This window comes from Pseudomonas sp. BO3-4, assembly GCF_034044115.1.
Classification (GTDB): Bacteria; Pseudomonadota; Gammaproteobacteria; order Pseudomonadales; family Pseudomonadaceae; genus Aquipseudomonas; species Aquipseudomonas alloputida.
Genome location: NZ_CP139018.1, coordinates 5,220,084 through 5,237,535, shown reverse-complemented (window position 1 = coordinate 5,237,535; position 17,452 = coordinate 5,220,084). Strand labels below are relative to the sequence as shown.

At 63.3% G+C, this 17,452-nt stretch carries 15 protein-coding genes and 1 other RNA gene; 14 read left to right on the top strand and 2 right to left on the bottom strand.

Annotated elements, in window-relative coordinates; all coding sequences use genetic code 11:
- Positions 1-56: 56 nt before the first annotated feature.
- Together REH59_RS24085 and REH59_RS24080 are read right to left on the bottom strand one after the other, a co-directional pair.
- Positions 57-428, bottom strand: coding sequence for a YraN family protein (locus tag REH59_RS24085; RefSeq protein ID WP_003251836.1), 372 nt, complete (start codon positions 426-428; stop codon positions 57-59).
- Positions 428-2,245, bottom strand: coding sequence for a penicillin-binding protein activator (locus REH59_RS24080; protein ID WP_012053655.1), 1,818 nt, complete (start codon positions 2,243-2,245; stop codon positions 428-430). Before REH59_RS24080 ends, REH59_RS24085 begins: the two co-directional genes overlap by 1 nt.
- A 267-nt stretch (positions 2,246-2,512) precedes the next feature.
- Here REH59_RS24080 and rsmI point away from each other — a divergent pair, with 267 nt between their 5' ends.
- From rsmI to REH59_RS24010, 14 genes are all read left to right on the top strand, one after another.
- On the top strand, positions 2,513-3,307 hold the full coding sequence (gene rsmI, locus REH59_RS24075) for a 16S rRNA (cytidine(1402)-2'-O)-methyltransferase (protein WP_230065380.1): 795 nt from the start codon (positions 2,513-2,515) through the stop codon (positions 3,305-3,307).
- Between the two features lie 67 nt (positions 3,308-3,374).
- Positions 3,375-3,750, top strand: an RNA gene (gene rnpB, locus REH59_RS24070) — RNase P RNA component class A.
- A 308-nt stretch (positions 3,751-4,058) separates the two neighbouring features.
- A complete protein-coding gene (gene mraZ, locus REH59_RS24065) occupies positions 4,059-4,514 on the top strand; it encodes a division/cell wall cluster transcriptional repressor MraZ (protein WP_004575120.1) in 456 nt (151 codons plus the stop codon).
- Positions 4,511-5,458 (top strand): 16S rRNA (cytosine(1402)-N(4))-methyltransferase RsmH, encoded by a 948-nt coding sequence (gene rsmH, locus REH59_RS24060; RefSeq protein WP_003251843.1) that lies wholly within the window; start codon positions 4,511-4,513, stop codon positions 5,456-5,458. The genes mraZ and rsmH overlap by 4 nt, the downstream gene beginning before the upstream one ends.
- On the top strand, positions 5,455-5,748 hold the full coding sequence (gene ftsL / locus REH59_RS24055; protein WP_003251845.1) for a cell division protein FtsL: 294 nt from the start codon (positions 5,455-5,457) through the stop codon (positions 5,746-5,748). The genes rsmH and ftsL overlap by 4 nt, the downstream gene beginning before the upstream one ends.
- The gene (locus tag REH59_RS24050; RefSeq protein ID WP_161775025.1) at positions 5,748-7,493 is read left to right on the top strand and encodes a peptidoglycan D,D-transpeptidase FtsI family protein; all 1,746 of its coding nucleotides are present in this window, start codon (positions 5,748-5,750) and stop codon (positions 7,491-7,493) included. The genes ftsL and REH59_RS24050 overlap by 1 nt, the downstream gene beginning before the upstream one ends.
- On the top strand, positions 7,493-8,980 hold the full coding sequence (locus tag REH59_RS24045; RefSeq protein ID WP_041167361.1) for a UDP-N-acetylmuramoyl-L-alanyl-D-glutamate--2,6-diaminopimelate ligase: 1,488 nt from the start codon (positions 7,493-7,495) through the stop codon (positions 8,978-8,980). Before REH59_RS24050 ends, REH59_RS24045 begins: the two co-directional genes overlap by 1 nt.
- A complete protein-coding gene (locus tag REH59_RS24040) occupies positions 8,973-10,340 on the top strand; it encodes a UDP-N-acetylmuramoyl-tripeptide--D-alanyl-D-alanine ligase (protein WP_003251850.1) in 1,368 nt (455 codons plus the stop codon). Before REH59_RS24045 ends, REH59_RS24040 begins: the two co-directional genes overlap by 8 nt.
- Entirely contained in the window at positions 10,340-11,422 is a 1,083-nt protein-coding gene (gene mraY / locus REH59_RS24035; protein ID WP_003251852.1) for a phospho-N-acetylmuramoyl-pentapeptide-transferase, read from the top strand. The genes REH59_RS24040 and mraY overlap by 1 nt, the downstream gene beginning before the upstream one ends.
- A 6-nt stretch (positions 11,423-11,428) precedes the next feature.
- Positions 11,429-12,775 carry a UDP-N-acetylmuramoyl-L-alanine--D-glutamate ligase gene (gene murD, locus REH59_RS24030; RefSeq protein WP_003251854.1) on the top strand — a complete coding sequence of 449 codons (1,347 nt, stop codon included), beginning with the start codon at positions 11,429-11,431 and terminating at the stop codon, positions 12,773-12,775.
- On the top strand, positions 12,772-13,986 hold the full coding sequence (gene ftsW, locus REH59_RS24025; protein WP_003251856.1) for a putative lipid II flippase FtsW: 1,215 nt from the start codon (positions 12,772-12,774) through the stop codon (positions 13,984-13,986). Before murD ends, ftsW begins: the two co-directional genes overlap by 4 nt.
- Positions 13,976-15,055, top strand: coding sequence for an undecaprenyldiphospho-muramoylpentapeptide beta-N-acetylglucosaminyltransferase (murG, locus tag REH59_RS24020; RefSeq protein ID WP_014861333.1), 1,080 nt, complete (start codon positions 13,976-13,978; stop codon positions 15,053-15,055). Before ftsW ends, murG begins: the two co-directional genes overlap by 11 nt.
- A complete protein-coding gene (gene murC / locus REH59_RS24015) occupies positions 15,048-16,496 on the top strand; it encodes a UDP-N-acetylmuramate--L-alanine ligase (protein ID WP_003251860.1) in 1,449 nt (482 codons plus the stop codon). The genes murG and murC overlap by 8 nt, the downstream gene beginning before the upstream one ends.
- Positions 16,493-17,449: a D-alanine--D-alanine ligase gene (locus REH59_RS24010; RefSeq protein ID WP_003251863.1), complete on the top strand. Its 957-nt coding sequence runs from the start codon at positions 16,493-16,495 to the stop codon at positions 17,447-17,449. Before murC ends, REH59_RS24010 begins: the two co-directional genes overlap by 4 nt.
- The last annotated feature ends 3 nt before the right edge of the window (positions 17,450-17,452 follow it).

Below are 17,452 nucleotides of genomic sequence, written 5' to 3'. Positions count from 1 at the left end.
GCTACGCGCAACAACGACCAGCCCGCGATACATAGAGCAAAAAAAACGAAGTGGGTTCAGCATTCGAAGGCGTTTTTCAGCCATTGAAGCGGTCTGCCTGCATGGTGGCTACCCTGCAGGGCGACTACGTCGAAGCGGCAGGGGTAGTTGCCCCAGTGGGCCTCCTTCTGCAGGAACAGGCTGGCGGCAAGCACCAACCGTTTCTGCTTGCGCCCGTCGATACTGTCGAGGGCGCCTCCGAAGCCCGCGTGCAACCGGTAGCGGACTTCGACGAATACTACTGTATCGGCGTCGAGCATGACCAGATCAAGCTCGCCGCCTTTGCATCGCCAGTTGCGCGCCAGCAACTGCAGCCCTTGCCCCTGAAGGTACTCAAGGGCTTGGGTTTCTGCCGCTTGCCCGGCACGGGTAGGCGATGCTGCGGCCATCAGCGCGCGGTGTCAGGCAGGCGCTTGACCTGGCCGCCGGTGAACTCGGCCCATGGCAGCTGGCGCTCGACGCGCTGGTTGGCATTGATGCTCAGGCTGCCCGAAAGGCCCAGGATGCGGTTGTCTGGTAGCGCTTTCAGTTGGCCCAGGCGCGGCGCCAGGCTGTAGGCGTCGACGCCCATGGCATACAGGCGACCGAGGCTGCCAGCGGCTTGCGGCCACTGCTGTACAACCTGTTGACGCAGGCTGTTGCTGGTGTCGAGCAGCCACGGTGTTTCGCAGAAGCGGATGCCGTTCATGTCATTGTACTGGTTGATGTCACCGCTGGCGCTGTACAGGTTCGAGGTGGCATAGACCGGCACATCACCGGCGTACTGGAAGTTCAGGGTCGGCTTGATCTGCTGCGCCTGTTGTGGGGTCGAGGCGAGGAAGATGAAGTCGATGTCCTGGCGGCGCGACGGTTGTGCAGCGATGCTGCCGCCCACCGTGCTTTGCAGGCTCTTGGCGCGGCCTTCGCTCTGGCGCAGCTGGAACAGGTCGGCAATCTGCTGGGCCAGGGCGACCGGTTGGGCGATGCGCTGGGCGGCGAGCAGGGTTCCGCCATTGCCTTCCCAGTCCTGGCGGAAGGCGGCCAGGACACGGTCACCCCATTCGCCGCTCGGCACCAGGGCTACGGCGCGGACCATGCCATCGGCGCGGGCGCGGCGGGCCACTTCACGGGCTTCGTCTTCGGCCGCCAGGCCGAACTGGAACAGTTGTGGCGGCGCCTTCTGGCCAGCGTCGGCGTAGTTCAGGGCCAGCGTGGTGATCGGCAGCTGGGGTTTGGCGGCCAGTTGTTTGACCAATGGTTTTTCAAGCGGGCCGATGACCAGTTGCACGCCGGCGGCTTGCGCCTGGCGATAGAAGTCGTCCAGCGAGCCGATACGCGAGCTGTCGAACACCTGCACCGCAGGCGCTGGCTGGCCGCTTTGCTGGGCCTGGAAGTGGGCGGCCATGAAGCCATCGCGCAGGGCGCGGGCTACACCAGCCAGCGGGCCTTCCTGAGGCAGCAGCAGGGCGATCTTGGTCAGCGGCTGGCTGGCCAGTTCCTTGAGTTTGGTCAGGGCCAGCGGCAGTTGCTGGGCGGCAGGGTGGTCCGGGTGCTGTTTGACCCAGGCTTCGATGGCCGCTTGCTGCTGCTCCAGGGTGCCAGCGCTTTTCACGGCGAAGGCCAGGCTGGTCCAGCCAGCCAGGGTCTGATCGTTGGTTGGCTGCTGCAGTTGCTCTGCCGGAAGCGATGCAACCAAGGCCCAGATGGCGTCATTGTTGGTGCTGGCGGCCTGGCCGCCAAGCAGCGGGGCCAGGAGAGTGCGCTGCTGTGCGGCAGCCAGGGCCTGGCCGTCGGCTTCGAGCGCGGCGGCGTGCACGCTGTAGGTGCGCACTTGCTGTTCTGTCGGCAGCTCGGCAAGGCGCTGCAGGCTCGGGTGGGCCAGGGCGGTCAGCGCTGCTTTGGGCTGGTTGCGGCTCATGGCCAGTTCCGCCGCGAGGGTGCTGGCGAACACTTGCTGGGCCGGCTTGAGCGTGTCCAGCGGGACCTGCTCGAGAATGCGTGCGGCGCGTGGGAAGTCCTTCTGCTTGTAGGCCAGGTCGGCCGCGCTCAGGCGCAGCAGGGCGGCGTCTTCTGCAGACTTGCTGGAAGCGGCCTTTTCGAGCAGTTGCTCGATGCTGGCATCCGGGGTGCGTGGCAGTTCGCCCAGGCTGGATGAGGGCGAGCTGGCGCAGGCTGCCAGCAGGGCGGCGAGGCAGAGGGCTGTGAGCAGCCGCAGGCAAGCGATCATGTAAAGGTCCTGTTACTCGATCAAGTTGGCCGGCAATTGTACCCAAGCACTGGCCGGGGCGCGATGTTGCTGTGTCGATCCTTCACTATAGGTGGCGTGTTCCTGATCGCCGGCGAGTTTCTTTGCGCCCTGTTGCAGGCGCTCGGGCTACAATGGCGCCTTTGATCCGAATGACAGGTGTGCGCAGTGACTGATGTGGCAGGGGCTTCGAAATCCGCGGTGGGGACGCTGTATGTGGTGGCAACCCCCATCGGCAACCTCGACGACATGAGCGCCCGGGCGCTGAAGGTGCTGGCGGACGTGGCGCTGATCGCCGCCGAAGACACCCGTCATTCGATCCGTCTGCTGCAACACTTTGGCATTGATACGCCGTTGGCCGCTTGTCATGAGCACAACGAGCGTGACGAGGGCGGGCGTTTTCTCTCCAAGCTGCTGGCGGGTGAAAATGTGGCGCTCGTCTCTGATGCCGGCACGCCTCTGATTTCCGACCCGGGCTACCACTTGGTGCGTCAGGCGCGGGCCGCGGGGGTGAGCGTGGTGCCGGTGCCGGGCGCCTGTGCCTTGATCGCCGCGCTATCGGCGGCAGGCCTGCCATCGGACCGCTTCATCTTCGAAGGCTTCCTGCCGGCCAAGCAGGCAGGGCGCCGGGCGCGCCTGGAGCAGGTGAGGGAAGAGCCGCGCACGTTGATCTTCTATGAAGCCCCGCATCGCATCCTGGAGTGTCTTGAAGACATGGAGGCGGTATTTGGTGGCGATCGTCCGGCGTTGCTGGCGCGCGAACTGACCAAGACCTTCGAGACCCTAAAGGGCTTGCCGCTGGCTGAGTTGCGTGCGTTCGTAGCCGGCGACAGCAATCAGCAGCGCGGTGAGTGCGTGGTGCTGGTCGGCGGATGGAGTGCGCCGGAGGGCGAGCAGGCCATCAGTGCCGAAGCACAGCGCGTGCTCGACCTGCTATTGGCTGAGTTGCCACTGAAGCGGGCGGCGGCGCTTGCAGCGGAAATTACCGGGGTGCGCAAGAACCTGTTGTATCAACTGGCCCTTGAAAAGCAGAAAGCCGAATAGTGGCAGTTTGATATAAATGGCGTTAGCGCTTGTTCTTGCGCGCGCGTGCCGGTAACCTTGGCGGCGGAGAGTCGATCGGACAGTCGCTGCCTGTTTTTGTTCCGCAACTTTTTGTTGTGTGAGCAGCAGGGGGAGGAAAGTCCGGGCTCCATAGGGCAGAGTGCCAGGTAACGCCTGGGAGGCGTGAGCCTACGGAAAGTGCCACAGAAAATAACCGCCTAAGCACTTCGGTGCCGGTAAGGGTGAAAAGGTGCGGTAAGAGCGCACCGCACGGCTGGCAACAGTTCGTGGCTAGGTAAACCCCACTCGGAGCAAGACCAAATAGGGTTCCATCAGGCGTGGCCCGCGTCGGAACCGGGTAGGTTGCTAGAGGCGTCCAGTGATGGCCGTCGTAGAGGAATGACTGTCCTCGACAAAACCCGGCTTACAGATCGACTCTCCACCTTTCTTTCCCTGCTTGAATCGATAGCAGATCCTCTCTGGTAATACCGAAAAAATCTTACTCTTAATAAATTACTTTAACTTCGAACTCCATTCGTTTGCGTGGGTTTGATTTTTCTCGTGTTTTTCTCTCTCTGGCAGTCCTTCCACATTCCGTTGTTGCGCTAAATCTCGGTCCTGTAAGGCTTTTCCTTATGAACGTGCCTTGACGGTGCTGCGGGCGGATTCCTATAGTGTGCGCAAGTGGCAGAAAGTGGGATGAAGTGGGTTTTCTGACACAAAAAAGCTAACATTGTGGGGAATCACAGCCGTGTTCCGCGGAGCCAACGCCGTCAGCCTCGATGCAAAGGGCCGTCTCGCCATGCCGAGCCGGTACCGTGACGAGCTCGACTCACGTTGCAATGGCCAACTGATCGTGACCATTGACGCCGTAGACCCCTGCTTGTGTGTTTATCCCCTCGATGAGTGGGAACAGATAGAAGCCAAGTTGCGTGCCTTGCCATCGTTGCGTGAGGAAAACCGCCGCCTGCAGCGTTTGCTGATCGGTAATGCGGTTGACCTGGAGCTCGATGGCAGCGGGCGTTTCCTGGTGCCGCCCCGCCTGCGTGAGTACGCCAAGCTCGACAAGAAGGCGATGCTGGTGGGGCAACTGAACAAATTCCAGCTGTGGGATGAAGATGCCTGGAACGCGGTTTCGGCAGCTGACCTTGCAGCTATTCAACAACCGGGCGCCATGCCCGACGAATTGCGTGACCTGATCCTGTGACCATAGATAGCGGCTTCAACCACATTACCGTCCTGCTCGACGAAGCTGTCGAGGCATTGGCCCTGCGCGCCGACGGTTGCTATCTGGACGGCACTTTCGGCCGTGGCGGACACAGCCGTCTGATTCTCAGCAAGCTTGGGCCGCAAGGGCGGCTTTTGGGCTTCGACAAAGATCCACAGGCGATTGCCACGGGGCAAGCGCTGGCGGCCGAAGACGGCCGCTTTGTCATTGTGCAGCGCAGTTTTGCCGAGCTGGGTGCGGAAGTCGCAGCGCGCGGCCTGCACGGCAAGGTCAGTGGTGTGTTGCTGGACCTGGGCGTGTCCTCGCCGCAGCTGGATGACCCAGAGCGTGGCTTCAGCTTCCTCAATGATGGCCCGCTGGACATGCGCATGAACCCGGACCAGGGCATCAGTGCCGCCGAGTTCATCGCCACTGCGCCCGTGGAAGAAATCGCCCGCGTCTTCAAGGAGTACGGCGAAGAACGCTTTGCCGGGCGCATGGCGCGTGCCGTGGTCGAGCGCCGTGAAAAACAGCCCTTCACCCGTACCGCCGACCTGGCGGAGGTGCTCAAAGTGGCCAACCCGGCATGGGAAAAGGGCAAGAACCCGGCTACCCGTGCCTTCCAGGGCCTTCGCATTCACGTCAACAACGAGCTGGGCGACCTGGAGGCTGGCCTTGAGGCTGCGCTCGATGCGCTCGAAGTCGGTGGTCGCCTGGCGGTCATCAGTTTCCACTCGCTGGAAGATCGTATCGTCAAACTGTTCATGCGCAAGCTGGTGAAGGGTGAGGCCGACAACCTGCCGCGCAACCTGCCGGTTCAGCACAAGGTCTTCGAGCCGAAAATCAAGCTCATCGGCAAGGCTCAGTTCGCCTCCGAGGCCGAGCTCAAGGCCAACCCGCGGTCGCGTAGCGCCGTGATGCGCGTGGCGGAGAAGCTGCGGTGAGCAGGCTACTTGCCAAACCCTTGCCAGGCGGAAGCTTCCTGATGCTTCTGCTGTTTGTCGGCGTGCTGGTTTCGGCCATTGCCGTGTCCTACAGTGCGCACTGGAACCGTCAACTGCTCAACACCCTGTACGGTGAATTGAACGAGCGCGACAAGGCTCAGGCCGAGTGGGGCCGGCTGATTCTTGAGCAGAGTACCTGGACTGCTGCCAGCCGCATCGAGAGCCTGGCCTCCGAGCAGTTGAAGATGCGCGTGCCATCAGCTGACGAAGTCCGGATGGTGGCGCCATGATGAAGCTCGAAGGCGCACTCTACCCGTGGCGCTTCCGCGTAGTGATCGGCTTGCTGGCGATCATGGTCGGCGCCATTTGCTGGCGCATCATCGACCTCCAGGTGGTTGACCGTGACTTCCTCAAGGGCCAGGGCGATGCACGCAGCCTGCGTCACATCCCCATCCCGGCGCACCGCGGCTTGATTACCGACCGCAACGGTGAGCCGTTGGCCGTGAGTACCCCGGTCACCACGTTGTGGGCCAACCCCAAAGAGATGCAGGCCTCTAAGGAGCGCTGGCCGCAATTGGCCGCTGCGCTGGGGCAAAACCCGCAGCAGTTGATCGAGCGCCTGACCCAGCAGGCCAACAAAGAGTTCATCTACCTGGTCCGGGGGCTGACCCCCGAGCAGGGCCAGCACGTGCTCGACCTCAAAGTGCCTGGTGTGTACGGCCTGGAAGAATTCCGCCGCTTCTATCCGGCCGGTGATGTGACTGCACACATGGTCGGCTTTACCGACCTCGACGACCACGGTCGTGAAGGGGTGGAGCTGGCCTATGACGAGTGGCTGGCCGGTGTGCCCGGCAAGCGCCAGGTGATCAAGGACCGGCGCGGCCGGCTGATCAAGGACATTCAGGTAACCAAGAACGCCAAGGCCGGGAAGACCTTGGCGTTGTCGATAGACCTGCGCCTGCAGTACCTGGCTACCCGCGAGCTGCGCAATGCCATTGCCGAACAGGACGCCAAGGCCGGCAGCCTGGTGATCATGGACGTCAAGACCGGTGAGGTCCTGGCCATGGTCAACCAGCCGACCTACAACCCCAACAACCGCCGTAGCATGTTCCCGGCGGCCATGCGTAACCGGGCGATCATCGACGTGTTCGAGCCAGGCTCCACGGTCAAGCCGATCTCCATGAGTGCGGCGTTGCAGAGCGGCCGCTGGAAGCCTACCGACAAGGTCGAGGTGTACCCTGGCAGCCTGCAGATCGGGCGCTACACCATCAAGGACGTGTCGCGCAGCGAGGGCCCGATTCTTGATTTGACCGGCATCCTGATCAACTCCAGTAACGTTGGCATGAGCAAGATCGCCTTCGACATCGGCGGCGAGGCCATCTACCGGGTCATGTCCCAGGTCGGCCTGGGCCAGTACACCGGTCTCGGCTTCCCGGGTGAGCGTGTCGGCAACCTACCCAACCACCGTGAGTGGCGCAAGGCCGAGACCGCAACCCTGTCCTATGGCTACGGCGTATCGGTGACTGCCCTGCAGCTGGTGCATGCCTACGCGGCGCTGGCCAACGACGGCAAGATGGTGCCGCTGTCGATCATCAAGGTCGACAAGGCGCCGGAAGCCGTGCAGGCCATTCCGAAGGATGTCGCCGAAACCGTTCAAGGCATGCTGCAGCAGGTGATCGAAGCGCCGCGCGGCGTCTTCCGTGCCCAGGTGCCGTTCTATCACGTGGCCGGCAAGTCCGGCACCGCGCGTAAGGCCACCGTGGGTGCCAAGGGGTACACCGAAAACGCCTACCGCTCGCTGTTCGCCGGCTTCGGGCCAATGAGCGACCCGCGCTACGCCATCGTTGTGGTCATCGACGAGCCGGGCAAGGGCGGCTACTTCGGTGGTCTGGTATCGGCGCCTGTATTCAGCAAGGTCATGTCCGGCACCCTGCGCCTGATGAACGTGCCGCCAGACAACCTGCCGCCACCTGCACCTGCACCCGCCGTGCAATCGCAAGTCAATGCAGCAGCCGCCAAGGGAGGGCGTGGATGATGACAATGCCACTAAGCAAACTTTTCGCCCACGCCAGCCGTGATCCATTGATTCGTGAGCTGACCCTGGACAGCCGTAATGTGCGCCCGGGTGACTTGTTCCTGGCGGTGCCGGGTGCCAAGGTCGATGGCCGCGAGCATATCGCCGATGCCCTGGCCCGTGGCGCTGCCGCCGTGGCCTACGAAGAGCAGGGTGCCAGCGTGCTGCCGCTGACCGATGCGCCGCTGATTCCGGTCAAAGGCCTGATCGCTCAGCTGTCAGACATCGCCGGGCGCTTCTACGGTGAACCGAGCCGCCAGTTGAATCTGGTCGGCGTGACCGGCACCAACGGCAAGACAAGCGTGACCCAACTGGTAGCCCAGGCACTCGACCTGCTTGGCCAGCGCTGCGGCCTGATTGGCACCCTGGGGACCGGTTTCTACGGCGAGTTGCAGAGCGGCCGTCTGACCACGCCCGACCCGATTGCCGTGCAATCGACCCTCAACGACCTCAAGAAAGGCGGCGCCAAGGCCGTGGCCATGGAAGTGTCTTCCCATGCCCTGGAGCAAGGCCGGGTTGCCGCACTGGAATTCGACATCGCGGTGATGACCAACCTGTCCCGCGACCACCTCGACTATCACGGCAGCATGGAAGCCTATGAGGCCGCCAAGGCCAAGCTGTTCGCCTGGCCGAGCCTGCGTTGCCAGGTGGTCAACCTGGATGACGACTTTGGTCGTCGTCTGGCGGCCGACTTTGCGCGTCGCCCGAGTGTCGACCATATCGAAACCCGGCTGCTGAGCTACAGCCTGGAAAACCCTGAAGCCTCGCTGTTCTGCCGCGAAGCCGTATTCAGTGACGATGGCGTGCGCGCCACCCTCGTCACCGCCCAAGGTGAGCGTATCTTGCGCAGCCAACTGCTGGGTCGCTTCAACCTGAGCAACATGCTGGCCGCTGTCGCGACCCTGCTGGCGCTGGACTATGCGCTGGACGAGATCCTCAAGGTCACGCCGCAACTGCAGGGGCCGGTAGGCCGCATGCAGCGCCTGGGTGGCGGCGACAAGCCGCTGGTGGTGGTCGACTATGCGCACACGCCGGATGCACTTGAAAAAGTACTCGAGGCCCTGCGCCCGCACGCTCATGGCAAACTGTTGTGCCTGTTCGGCTGCGGCGGTGACCGTGATCGCGGCAAGCGCCCGCTGATGGCCGAAGTGGCCGAGCGCCTGGCCGACCGCGTACTGGTCACCGACGACAACCCGCGCACTGAAGATCCGTCGCGCATCTTCGATGACATTCGCCCCGGTTTCACCAGGCCTGACGACGTCGAGTTCGTCGCCGGGCGTGGCGAAGCCATTGCGCACCTGATTGCCACCGCCGCTGCCAACGATGTGATCGTGCTGGCCGGCAAGGGGCACGAGGATTACCAGGAGATCAATGGCGAGCGCCATGATTTCTCCGATTTGACCGAAGCCGAAAAGGCACTTGCAGCCTGGGAGGCTCCACATGCTTAAGCCGTTGTCACTCAGCCAGCTGACCACAGCACTGAAGGGTCAACACATCGGTGGCGACGCCACGTTCACCGGCGTCAGCATCGATAGCCGCAGTGTCAGCGCCGGGCAGCTGTTCGTCGCCCTGGCCGGCCCGCGTTTCGATGGCCATGACTACCTGGCGGATGTGAAAGCCAAAGGCGCAGTGGCTGCCCTGGTCGAGCGTGAAGTGGCCGGTGTCGACCTGCCGCAGTTGCTGGTCAAGGATTGCCGGGTAGCACTGGGTCAGCTCGGCGCCCTGAACCGCGCGGCTTTCGACAAGCCTGTAGTGGCCATTACCGGTTCCAGCGGCAAGACCACGGTCAAGGAAATGCTCGCCAGCATCCTGCGTACCCGTGGCCTGGTGCACGCTACCCGCGGCAACTTGAACAATGACCTCGGTGCACCGCTGACACTGCTGGAGATCGCACCGGAGCACAGCGCAGCAGTGATCGAACTGGGCGCCTCGCGCATTGGCGAAATCCGCTACACCGTGGGCCTGACGCAACCGCAGGTGGTCATCATCAACAATGCCGGTACTGCCCACGTTGGCGAATTCGGCGGCCCGGACAAGATCGTCGAAGCCAAGGGCGAGATTCTCGAAGGCCTGGGCGAAGGCGGTATTGCCATTCTCAACCTGGACGACAAAGCCTTTGATATCTGGAAGGCGCGTGCCGGTGCGCACAAGGTTGTCAGTTTCGCACGCAGCAACCCGAAGGCCGATTTCCACGCGTCAGACATTGGTCGCGATGCCCGTGGCTGCCCGTCCTTCACCCTGCATGGCGCCGGTGAAACGGTAGCCGTGCAACTCAATGTGCTGGGTGAACACAACGTCAGCAATGCCTTGGCCGCCGCCGCCGCTGCACATGCCGTTGGTCTGAGCCTGAGCGGCATCGCCGCCGGCCTGGCGGCGGTGCAACCGGTCAAGGGGCGTACCGTGGCGCAGATCGCGCCGAACGGGGTACGGGTAATCGACGACAGTTACAACGCAAATCCCACCTCTATGTGCGCAGCCATTGATATACTCGCCGGCTTTTCCGGACGCACCGTTCTGGTGCTTGGGGATATCGGCGAATTGGGGCAATGGGCGGAAGAAGGCCACCGTCAGGTGGGTGACTACGCGCGTGGCAAGGTCGACGCCCTGTACGCAGTGGGTTCCAACATGACACATGCGGTCAAGGCGTTCGGCGCCAATGGCCGCCATTTCGCTACTCAAGCTGAGCTGATCGATGCGGTTAGCGCCGAGAATGCCAGTGACACCACTATCTTGATCAAGGGCTCGCGCAGCGCTGCGATGGAAAACGTCGTAGCGGCATTGTGCGGTGCCAGCGGGGAGAAACATTAATGCTGCTGCTGTTGGCCGAGTATCTGCAACAGTTCCACAAAGGCTTTGCGGTCTTTCAGTACCTGTCCCTGCGCGGGATTCTTGGCGTACTGACCGCATTGTCCCTGGCGCTGTGGCTGGGCCCCTGGATGATCCGTACCCTGCAAATTCGCCAGATCGGCCAGGCCGTGCGTAACGACGGCCCGCAATCGCACCTGTCCAAGTCCGGCACCCCGACCATGGGTGGTGCGCTGATCCTGTCGGCCATCGCCGTCAGCACCTTGCTGTGGGCCGACCTGAGCAACCGCTATGTTTGGGTTGTGCTGATCGTCACCCTGGCGTTCGGTGCCATTGGCTGGGTCGATGACTACCGCAAGGTGATCGAAAAGAACTCCCGTGGCCTTCCAAGCCGCTGGAAGTACTTCTGGCAGTCGGTGTTCGGCCTGGCTGCGGCGGTGTTCCTGTACAAGACGGCGCCAACCAGCGTCGAGACCACGCTGATCCTGCCGTTCATCAAGGATGTCACCATTCCGCTGGGCGTCGGCTTCGTCGTACTGACCTACTTCGTCATTGTCGGCTCAAGCAACGCGGTCAACCTCACCGATGGCCTTGACGGCCTGGCAATCATGCCGACGGTGATGGTCGGCGGCGCGCTGGGCATCTTCTGCTACCTGTCGGGTAACGTGAAGTTTGCCGAGTACCTGCTGATCCCCTACGTGCCGGGCTCGGGCGAGCTGATCGTGTTCTGCGGCGCGCTGATCGGTGCCGGCCTGGGCTTCCTGTGGTTCAACACATACCCGGCGCAAGTGTTCATGGGTGATGTCGGCGCGCTGGCGCTGGGCGCCGCGCTGGGCACCATCGCCGTCATCGTGCGCCAGGAAATCGTGCTGTTCATCATGGGCGGCATCTTCGTGGTGGAAACCCTGTCGGTGGTCATCCAGGTCGCTTCCTTCAAGCTGACCGGCAAGCGCGTGTTCCGCATGGCGCCGATCCACCACCACTTTGAACTCAAGGGCTGGCCAGAGCCCCGGGTGATCGTCCGATTCTGGATCATCACCGTGATCCTGGTGCTGATTGGCCTTGCAACCCTGAAACTGAGGTAGATGAGCGTGTCTTTGATCGCTTCCGACCAATTCCGCATCGTTGTCGGCCTCGGCAAGAGCGGCATGTCCCTGGTTCGCTTCCTGGCGAGCCGGGGCATTGCCTTTGCGGTCGCCGATACCCGCGAGCAACCGCCGGAACTGGAAACCCTGCGCCGTGATTACCCGCAGGTGGAAGTGCGCTGTGGTGAACTGGACGTGGACTTCCTGTGCCGCGCCAACGAGTTGTACGTGAGCCCCGGTCTGGCCTTGGCCACGCCGGCCTTGCAGCAGGCGGCCGCGCGTGGCGTGAAGCTGTCTGGCGACATAGAGCTGTTTGCTCGCCATGCCAAGGCGCCGATCATTGCCATCAGCGGTTCCAACGCCAAGAGCACCGTCACGACGCTGGTCGGTGAAATGGCCGCCAAGGCCGGCAAGCGAGTGGCCGTGGGCGGTAACCTCGGTACCCCGGCGCTCGACCTGCTGGCCGATGACATCGAGTTGTACGTGCTGGAGCTTTCCAGCTTCCAGCTGGAAACCACTGACCAGCTCAACGCCGAAGTGGCGACTGTTCTGAACATCAGCGAAGACCACATGGACCGCTATAGCGGCCTTCCGGCCTACCACCTGGCCAAGCACCGGATTTTCCGCGGTGCCCGCCAGGTGGTGGTCAACCGCCAGGACGCCCTGAGTCGGCCGCTGCCGGTGGAAGGCCGACCATGCTGGACCTTCGGCCTCAACTCGCCCGACTTCAAAGCGTTTGGCCTGCGTGAAGTGGACGGTGAAAAATACCTGGCGTTCGAGTTCCAGACGCTGATGCCGGCGCGTGAACTGAAGGTTCGCGGTGCTCACAACCAGAGCAACGCCCTGGCGGCGCTGGCCCTGGGGCATGCTGCCGGCCTGCCGTTCGAGCCCATGCTCGCGGCCCTGCGCGAGTTCGGTGGCCTGGCCCACCGGTGCCAGTGGGTACGCGAGCGTAATGGCGTGAACTGGTACGACGATTCCAAGGCCACCAACGTCGGTGCTGCCCTGGCCGCCATCGAAGGCCTGGGCGCCGATATCGAAGGCAAGTTGGTGCTGATCGCCGGTGGTGACGGCAAAGGTGCTGAATTCACTGCGCTGCGCGAGCCGGTCAAGCGTTTCTGCCGCGCCGTGGTATTGCTCGGCCGTGATGCCGAGCGCCTGGCCGAGGCCTTGGGCGATGCCGTGCCACTGGTTCGGGTCAAGACGCTTGACGATGCCGTACAGCAGTGTGCCGAACTGGCCCAGGCCGGCGATGCCGTGCTGCTGTCGCCAGCATGCGCCAGCCTCGACATGTTCAAGAACTTCGAGGAACGGGGGCGTCTGTTCGCCCAGGCAGCGGGAGGTCTTGCATGATCTTCGGCATCTTCAAACCCTACCCGTCGCCGCTGATCAGCGGCCGTGGCGTCGACCTGGACTTCCCGATGCTCGCCGGTTGCCTGGCCTTGCTGGGCCTGGGCCTGGTGATGATCACTTCGGCCTCCTCGGAAGTGGCTGCTGTACAGTCCGGCAACCCGCTGTATCACATGTTCCGCCACCTGGTGTACGTGTTCCTCGGCCTGGTGGCCTGTGGTGCAACCATGCTGGTGCCAATCGCCACCTGGCAGCGCATGGGCTTCATGATGCTGCTTGGCGCCTTCGGCCTGCTGGTCCTGGTCCTGGTGCCGGGTATCGGCCGTGAGGTTAACGGCTCCATGCGCTGGATCGGTTTCAGCTTCTTCAACGTGCAGCCTTCGGAAATCGCCAAGGTGTTCGTGGTCATCTACCTGGCCGGCTACCTGGTACGCCGACAGACCGAGGTACGCGAAACCTGGATGGGCTTCTTCAAGCCGTTCATCGTACTGCTGCCCATGGCCGCCTTGCTGCTGATGGAACCGGACTTTGGCGCCACCGTGGTGATGATGGGCGCGGCGGCGGCCATGTTGTTTCTGGGTGGGGTGGGGCTGTTCCGCTTCAGCCTGATGGTGGTGCTGGCGGTGCTGGCGGTATTTGTCCTGGTCCAGGCGCAGCCCTACCGGATGGCGCGCCTTATTACGTTCACCGACCCCTGGGCCGATCAGTTCGGCTCCGGCTACCAGCTGACCCAGGCACTGATCGCCTTCGGCCGTGGCGAGTGGCTGGGCGTTGGCCTGGGCAACAGCGTGCAGAAGCAGTTCTACCTGCCTGAAGCGCACACCGACTTCGTGTTCTCGGTCCTGGCGGAAGAACTGGGCGTGGTCGGCTCGCTGCTGACCGTCGCGCTGTTCGTGTTCGTCACCGTGCGCGCCCTGTACATCGGCCTGTGGGCCGAGAAGGCCAAACAGTTCTTTGCCGCCTACATGGCGTTCGGCCTGGCTTTCCTGTGGATTGGCCAGTTCCTGATCAACATCGGTGTGAACGTCGGCCTGCTGCCGACCAAGGGCCTGACCCTGCCGTTTCTCAGTTACGGGGGGAGCTCGCTGGTGATCTGCTGCGCCTGCGTAGGCCTGTTGCTGCGCATCGAGTGGGAGAGCCGCACGCATCTGGGCAGTGAGGAGCACGAATTCAGCGAAAGCGATTTTGCCGAGGAGACCAGTCATGGCCGCTGAAGGCAAAAATGTATTGATCATGGCCGGCGGCACCGGGGGGCACGTATTCCCGGCGCTGGCCTGCGCCCGTGAGTTCCAGACGCGCGGTTACAGCGTGCACTGGTTGGGCACCCCGCGTGGCATCGAGAACGAGTTGGTGCCACAGGCAGGCTTGCCATTGCACCTGATTCAGGTCAGCGGCTTGCGCGGCAAGGGCAAGCTGTCGTTGCTCAAGGCGCCTTTCACGTTGGTCAAGGCCGTGCTGCAGGCACGGCGCATCATTCGCCAGCTCAAGCCCGTATGTGTCTTGGGCTTTGGCGGCTATGTGACCGGCCCCGGCGGCGTGGCCGCGCGGCTGTGCGGCGTGCCACTGGTGATCCATGAGCAGAACGCCAGGGCCGGTACCGCCAATCGGTTGCTGGTGCCACTCTCGGCGCGGGTCTGCGAAGCTTTCCCGAACACCTTCGAGGCCAGCGACAAGCGTCGCACCACCGGCAACCCGGTGCGCCCGGAACTCTTCATGGACGCGCAACGCGTGCCCTTGGGCGAGCGCCGCGCACGCCTGTTGGTGCTCGGTGGCAGCCTGGGTGCGGAACCATTGAACAAATTGTTGCCTAAGGCCCTGTCTGAAGTGCCCGCGGCGCTGCGGCCAGAGGTGTTCCACCAGGCCGGCAAGCAGCACGCACCGATCACCGCCGAGCGTTATCACGAGGTGGGCGTCGAGGCTCAGGTAGAGCCCTTCATCAACGACATGGCTCAAGCCTATGGCTGGGCCGACCTGGTGGTGTGCCGAGCCGGTGCTCTGACTGTCAGCGAGCTGGCGGCAGCAGGCCTGCCTTCGATGCTGGTGCCTTTGCCCCACGCGATCGACGATCACCAGACCCACAACGCCCAATATCTGGCCCGCGAAGGCGCTGCCTTCCTGATGCCACAAGCGACAACTGGCGCAGCGCAACTCGCTGAACGCCTGAACGAGGTGCTGATGCAACCCGAGAAACTCAACGTCATGGCTGGCACCGCACGGCGCCTGGCCAAACCTGCTGCAACCAGCACCGTGGTCGATATCTGCCTGGAGGTGGCCCATGGTTGAGAGCCAGAAAGCCATGCCCCAGCCGAAGATGGGCCGTATTCGCCGCATTCACTTCGTCGGCATCGGCGGCGTGGGCATGTGCGGTATTGCCGAAGTGTTGCTGAACCTGGGCTATGAAGTGTCCGGTTCGGACCTTAAAGCCTCGCCGGTGACCGAGCGCCTGGAGTCCTTTGGCGCTGAGATCTTCGTCGGCCACCGCGCCGAGAACGCTGCCACCGCCGATGTGTTGGTGGTGTCCAGCGCCATCAACCCGGCCAACCCGGAAGTTGCCACCGCACTGGAGCGGCGCATTCCGGTGGTGCCGCGTGCCGAGATGCTCGCCGAGCTGATGCGTTACCGCCATGGCGTGGCCGTTGCCGGTACTCACGGCAAGACCACCACGACCAGCCTTCTGGCTTCAGTGTTCGCCGCCGGTGGCCTGGACCCAACCTTCGTTATCGGTGGCCGTCTTACCGCTGCCGGTACCAATGCGCAGCTGGGCACCAGCCGCTACCTGATCGCTGAAGCAGACGAAAGCGATGCCAGCTTCCTGCACCTGCAGCCGATGGTCGCGGTTGTCACCAACATCGACGCCGACCACATGGCGACCTACGAAGGTGACTTCAACAAGCTGAAGAAAACCTTCGTCGAGTTCCTGCACAACCTGCCGTTCTATGGGCTGGCGGTGATGTGCCTGGACGACCCGGTGGTTCGCGAGATCCTGCCGCAGGTCAAGCGTCCTACCGTGACCTACGGCTTCAGCGAAGAGGCCGACATCCGCGCCATCAATGTGCGTCAGCAGGGCATGCAGACCCACTTCACCGTGCTGCGCCGTGATCGCGAGCCGTTGGAGGTTTCGGTGAACATGCCCGGCAACCACAACGTGCTCAACGCCCTGGCGACCATCGCCATCGCCACTGACGAAGGCATTACTGACGAGGCCATCGTCCAGGGCCTGTCCGGCTTCCAGGGTGTCGGTCGTCGCTTCCAGGTATACGGCGAGCTGCCGGTCGAAGGCGGCAGTGTGATGCTGGTCGACGACTACGGTCATCACCCCACCGAAGTGGCGGCGGTGATCAAGGCTGTGCGCGGTGGCTGGCCAAGCCGCCGCCTGGTGATCGTCTACCAGCCGCACCGCTACAGCCGCACCCGCGACCTGTACGACGATTTCGTCCAGGTGCTGGGCGATGCCAACGTGCTGCTGCTGATGGAGGTCTACCCGGCCGGCGAAGAGCCGATCCCCGGTGCCGACAGCCGTCAGCTGTGCCACAGCATCCGCCAGCGCGGCAAGCTGGACCCGATCTACATCGAGCGCGGCGTCGAGCTGGCACCGCTGGTCAAGCCACTGCTGCGCGCTGGCGACATTTTGATCTGTCAGGGTGCCGGTGATGTCGGCGGCCTGGCCCCGCAGTTGATGAAAAGCCCGCTGTTCGCAGGCGCCAAGCAGGAGAAGTCGAAATGACCAGCGCCTACGACAAGCTGCAGTCGACCCTGGACGTCAAGGCGTTCGGCCGCGTCGCCGTGCTGTACGGTGGCAAGAGCGCCGAGCGTGAGGTGTCGCTGAAATCTGGCGCCGCAGTGATCGATGCGCTGAGCACTGCCGGCGTCGACGTGGTTGGCATCGACGTCGGTGACGACCTGCTCGCACGCCTGCAGAGCGAGAAGATTGACCGCGCCTTCATCATCCTCCACGGCCGTGGCGGTGAAGACGGGAGCATGCAAGGTTTGCTGGAGTGCCTGGGCATCCCCTACACCGGCAGCGGCATCCTGGCTTCTGCGCTGGCGATGGACAAGCTGCGCACCAAGCAGGTGTGGCAGAGCCTGGGCATTCCCACGCCACGCCACGCGGTGCTGGCGAGCGAAAGCGATTGTTTGCAGGCCAGTACGGAACTGGGCTTCCCGCTTATCGTCAAACCCGCCCATGAAGGCTCTAGCATCGGCATGGCCAAGGTGAACAGCGCCCAGGAACTGGTCGCCGCCTGGCAGGACGCCGCCAAATACGATTCCCAGGTACTGGTGGAGCAGTGGATCCACGGTCCGGAGTTCACCATCGCGGTACTGCGCGGCCAGGTGCTGCCGCCGATCGCCCTGGGTACGCCGCACGTGTTCTACGACTACGACGCCAAGTACATCGCCAACGATACCCAGTACCGCATCCCGTGCGGGCTGGATAGCGTCAAGGAACAGGAACTGATCGACCTGACCGCGCGCGCCTGCGATGCCATTGGCATCGAAGGCTGGGGGCGGTTGGACGTGATGCAGGACGAGCAGGGCCAGTTCTGGCTGCTCGAAGTCAACACCGCACCAGGCATGACAGATCATAGCCTGGTGCCCATGGCGGCCCGCGCGGCTGGCCTGGACTTCCAGCAACTGGTGCTGGCAATCCTGGCCGAAAGCGTGGCGACGCGAGGTTAATAA

Excerpts from the sequence above, each read along its gene's own strand:
- REH59_RS24045 (WP_041167361.1), top strand. The coding sequence starts at position 7,493 with ATGACAATGCCACTAAGCAAACTTTTCGCCCACGCCAGCCGTGATCCA.
- REH59_RS24010 (WP_003251863.1), top strand. The coding sequence starts at position 16,493 with ATGACCAGCGCCTACGACAAGCTGCAGTCGACCCTGGACGTCAAGGCG.
- REH59_RS24050 (WP_161775025.1), top strand. The coding sequence starts at position 5,748 with ATGAAGCTCGAAGGCGCACTCTACCCGTGGCGCTTCCGCGTAGTGATC.
- murC (WP_003251860.1), top strand. The coding sequence starts at position 15,048 with ATGGTTGAGAGCCAGAAAGCCATGCCCCAGCCGAAGATGGGCCGTATT.
- murG (WP_014861333.1), top strand. The coding sequence starts at position 13,976 with ATGGCCGCTGAAGGCAAAAATGTATTGATCATGGCCGGCGGCACCGGG.
- ftsW (WP_003251856.1), top strand. The coding sequence starts at position 12,772 with ATGATCTTCGGCATCTTCAAACCCTACCCGTCGCCGCTGATCAGCGGC.
- mraY (WP_003251852.1), top strand. The coding sequence starts at position 10,340 with ATGCTGCTGCTGTTGGCCGAGTATCTGCAACAGTTCCACAAAGGCTTT.
- rsmI (WP_230065380.1), top strand. The coding sequence starts at position 2,513 with ATGAGCGCCCGGGCGCTGAAGGTGCTGGCGGACGTGGCGCTGATCGCC.
- REH59_RS24085 (WP_003251836.1), bottom strand. The coding sequence starts at position 428 with ATGGCCGCAGCATCGCCTACCCGTGCCGGGCAAGCGGCAGAAACCCAA.
- REH59_RS24080 (WP_012053655.1), bottom strand. The coding sequence starts at position 2,245 with ATGATCGCTTGCCTGCGGCTGCTCACAGCCCTCTGCCTCGCCGCCCTG.
- REH59_RS24040 (WP_003251850.1), top strand. The coding sequence starts at position 8,973 with ATGCTTAAGCCGTTGTCACTCAGCCAGCTGACCACAGCACTGAAGGGT.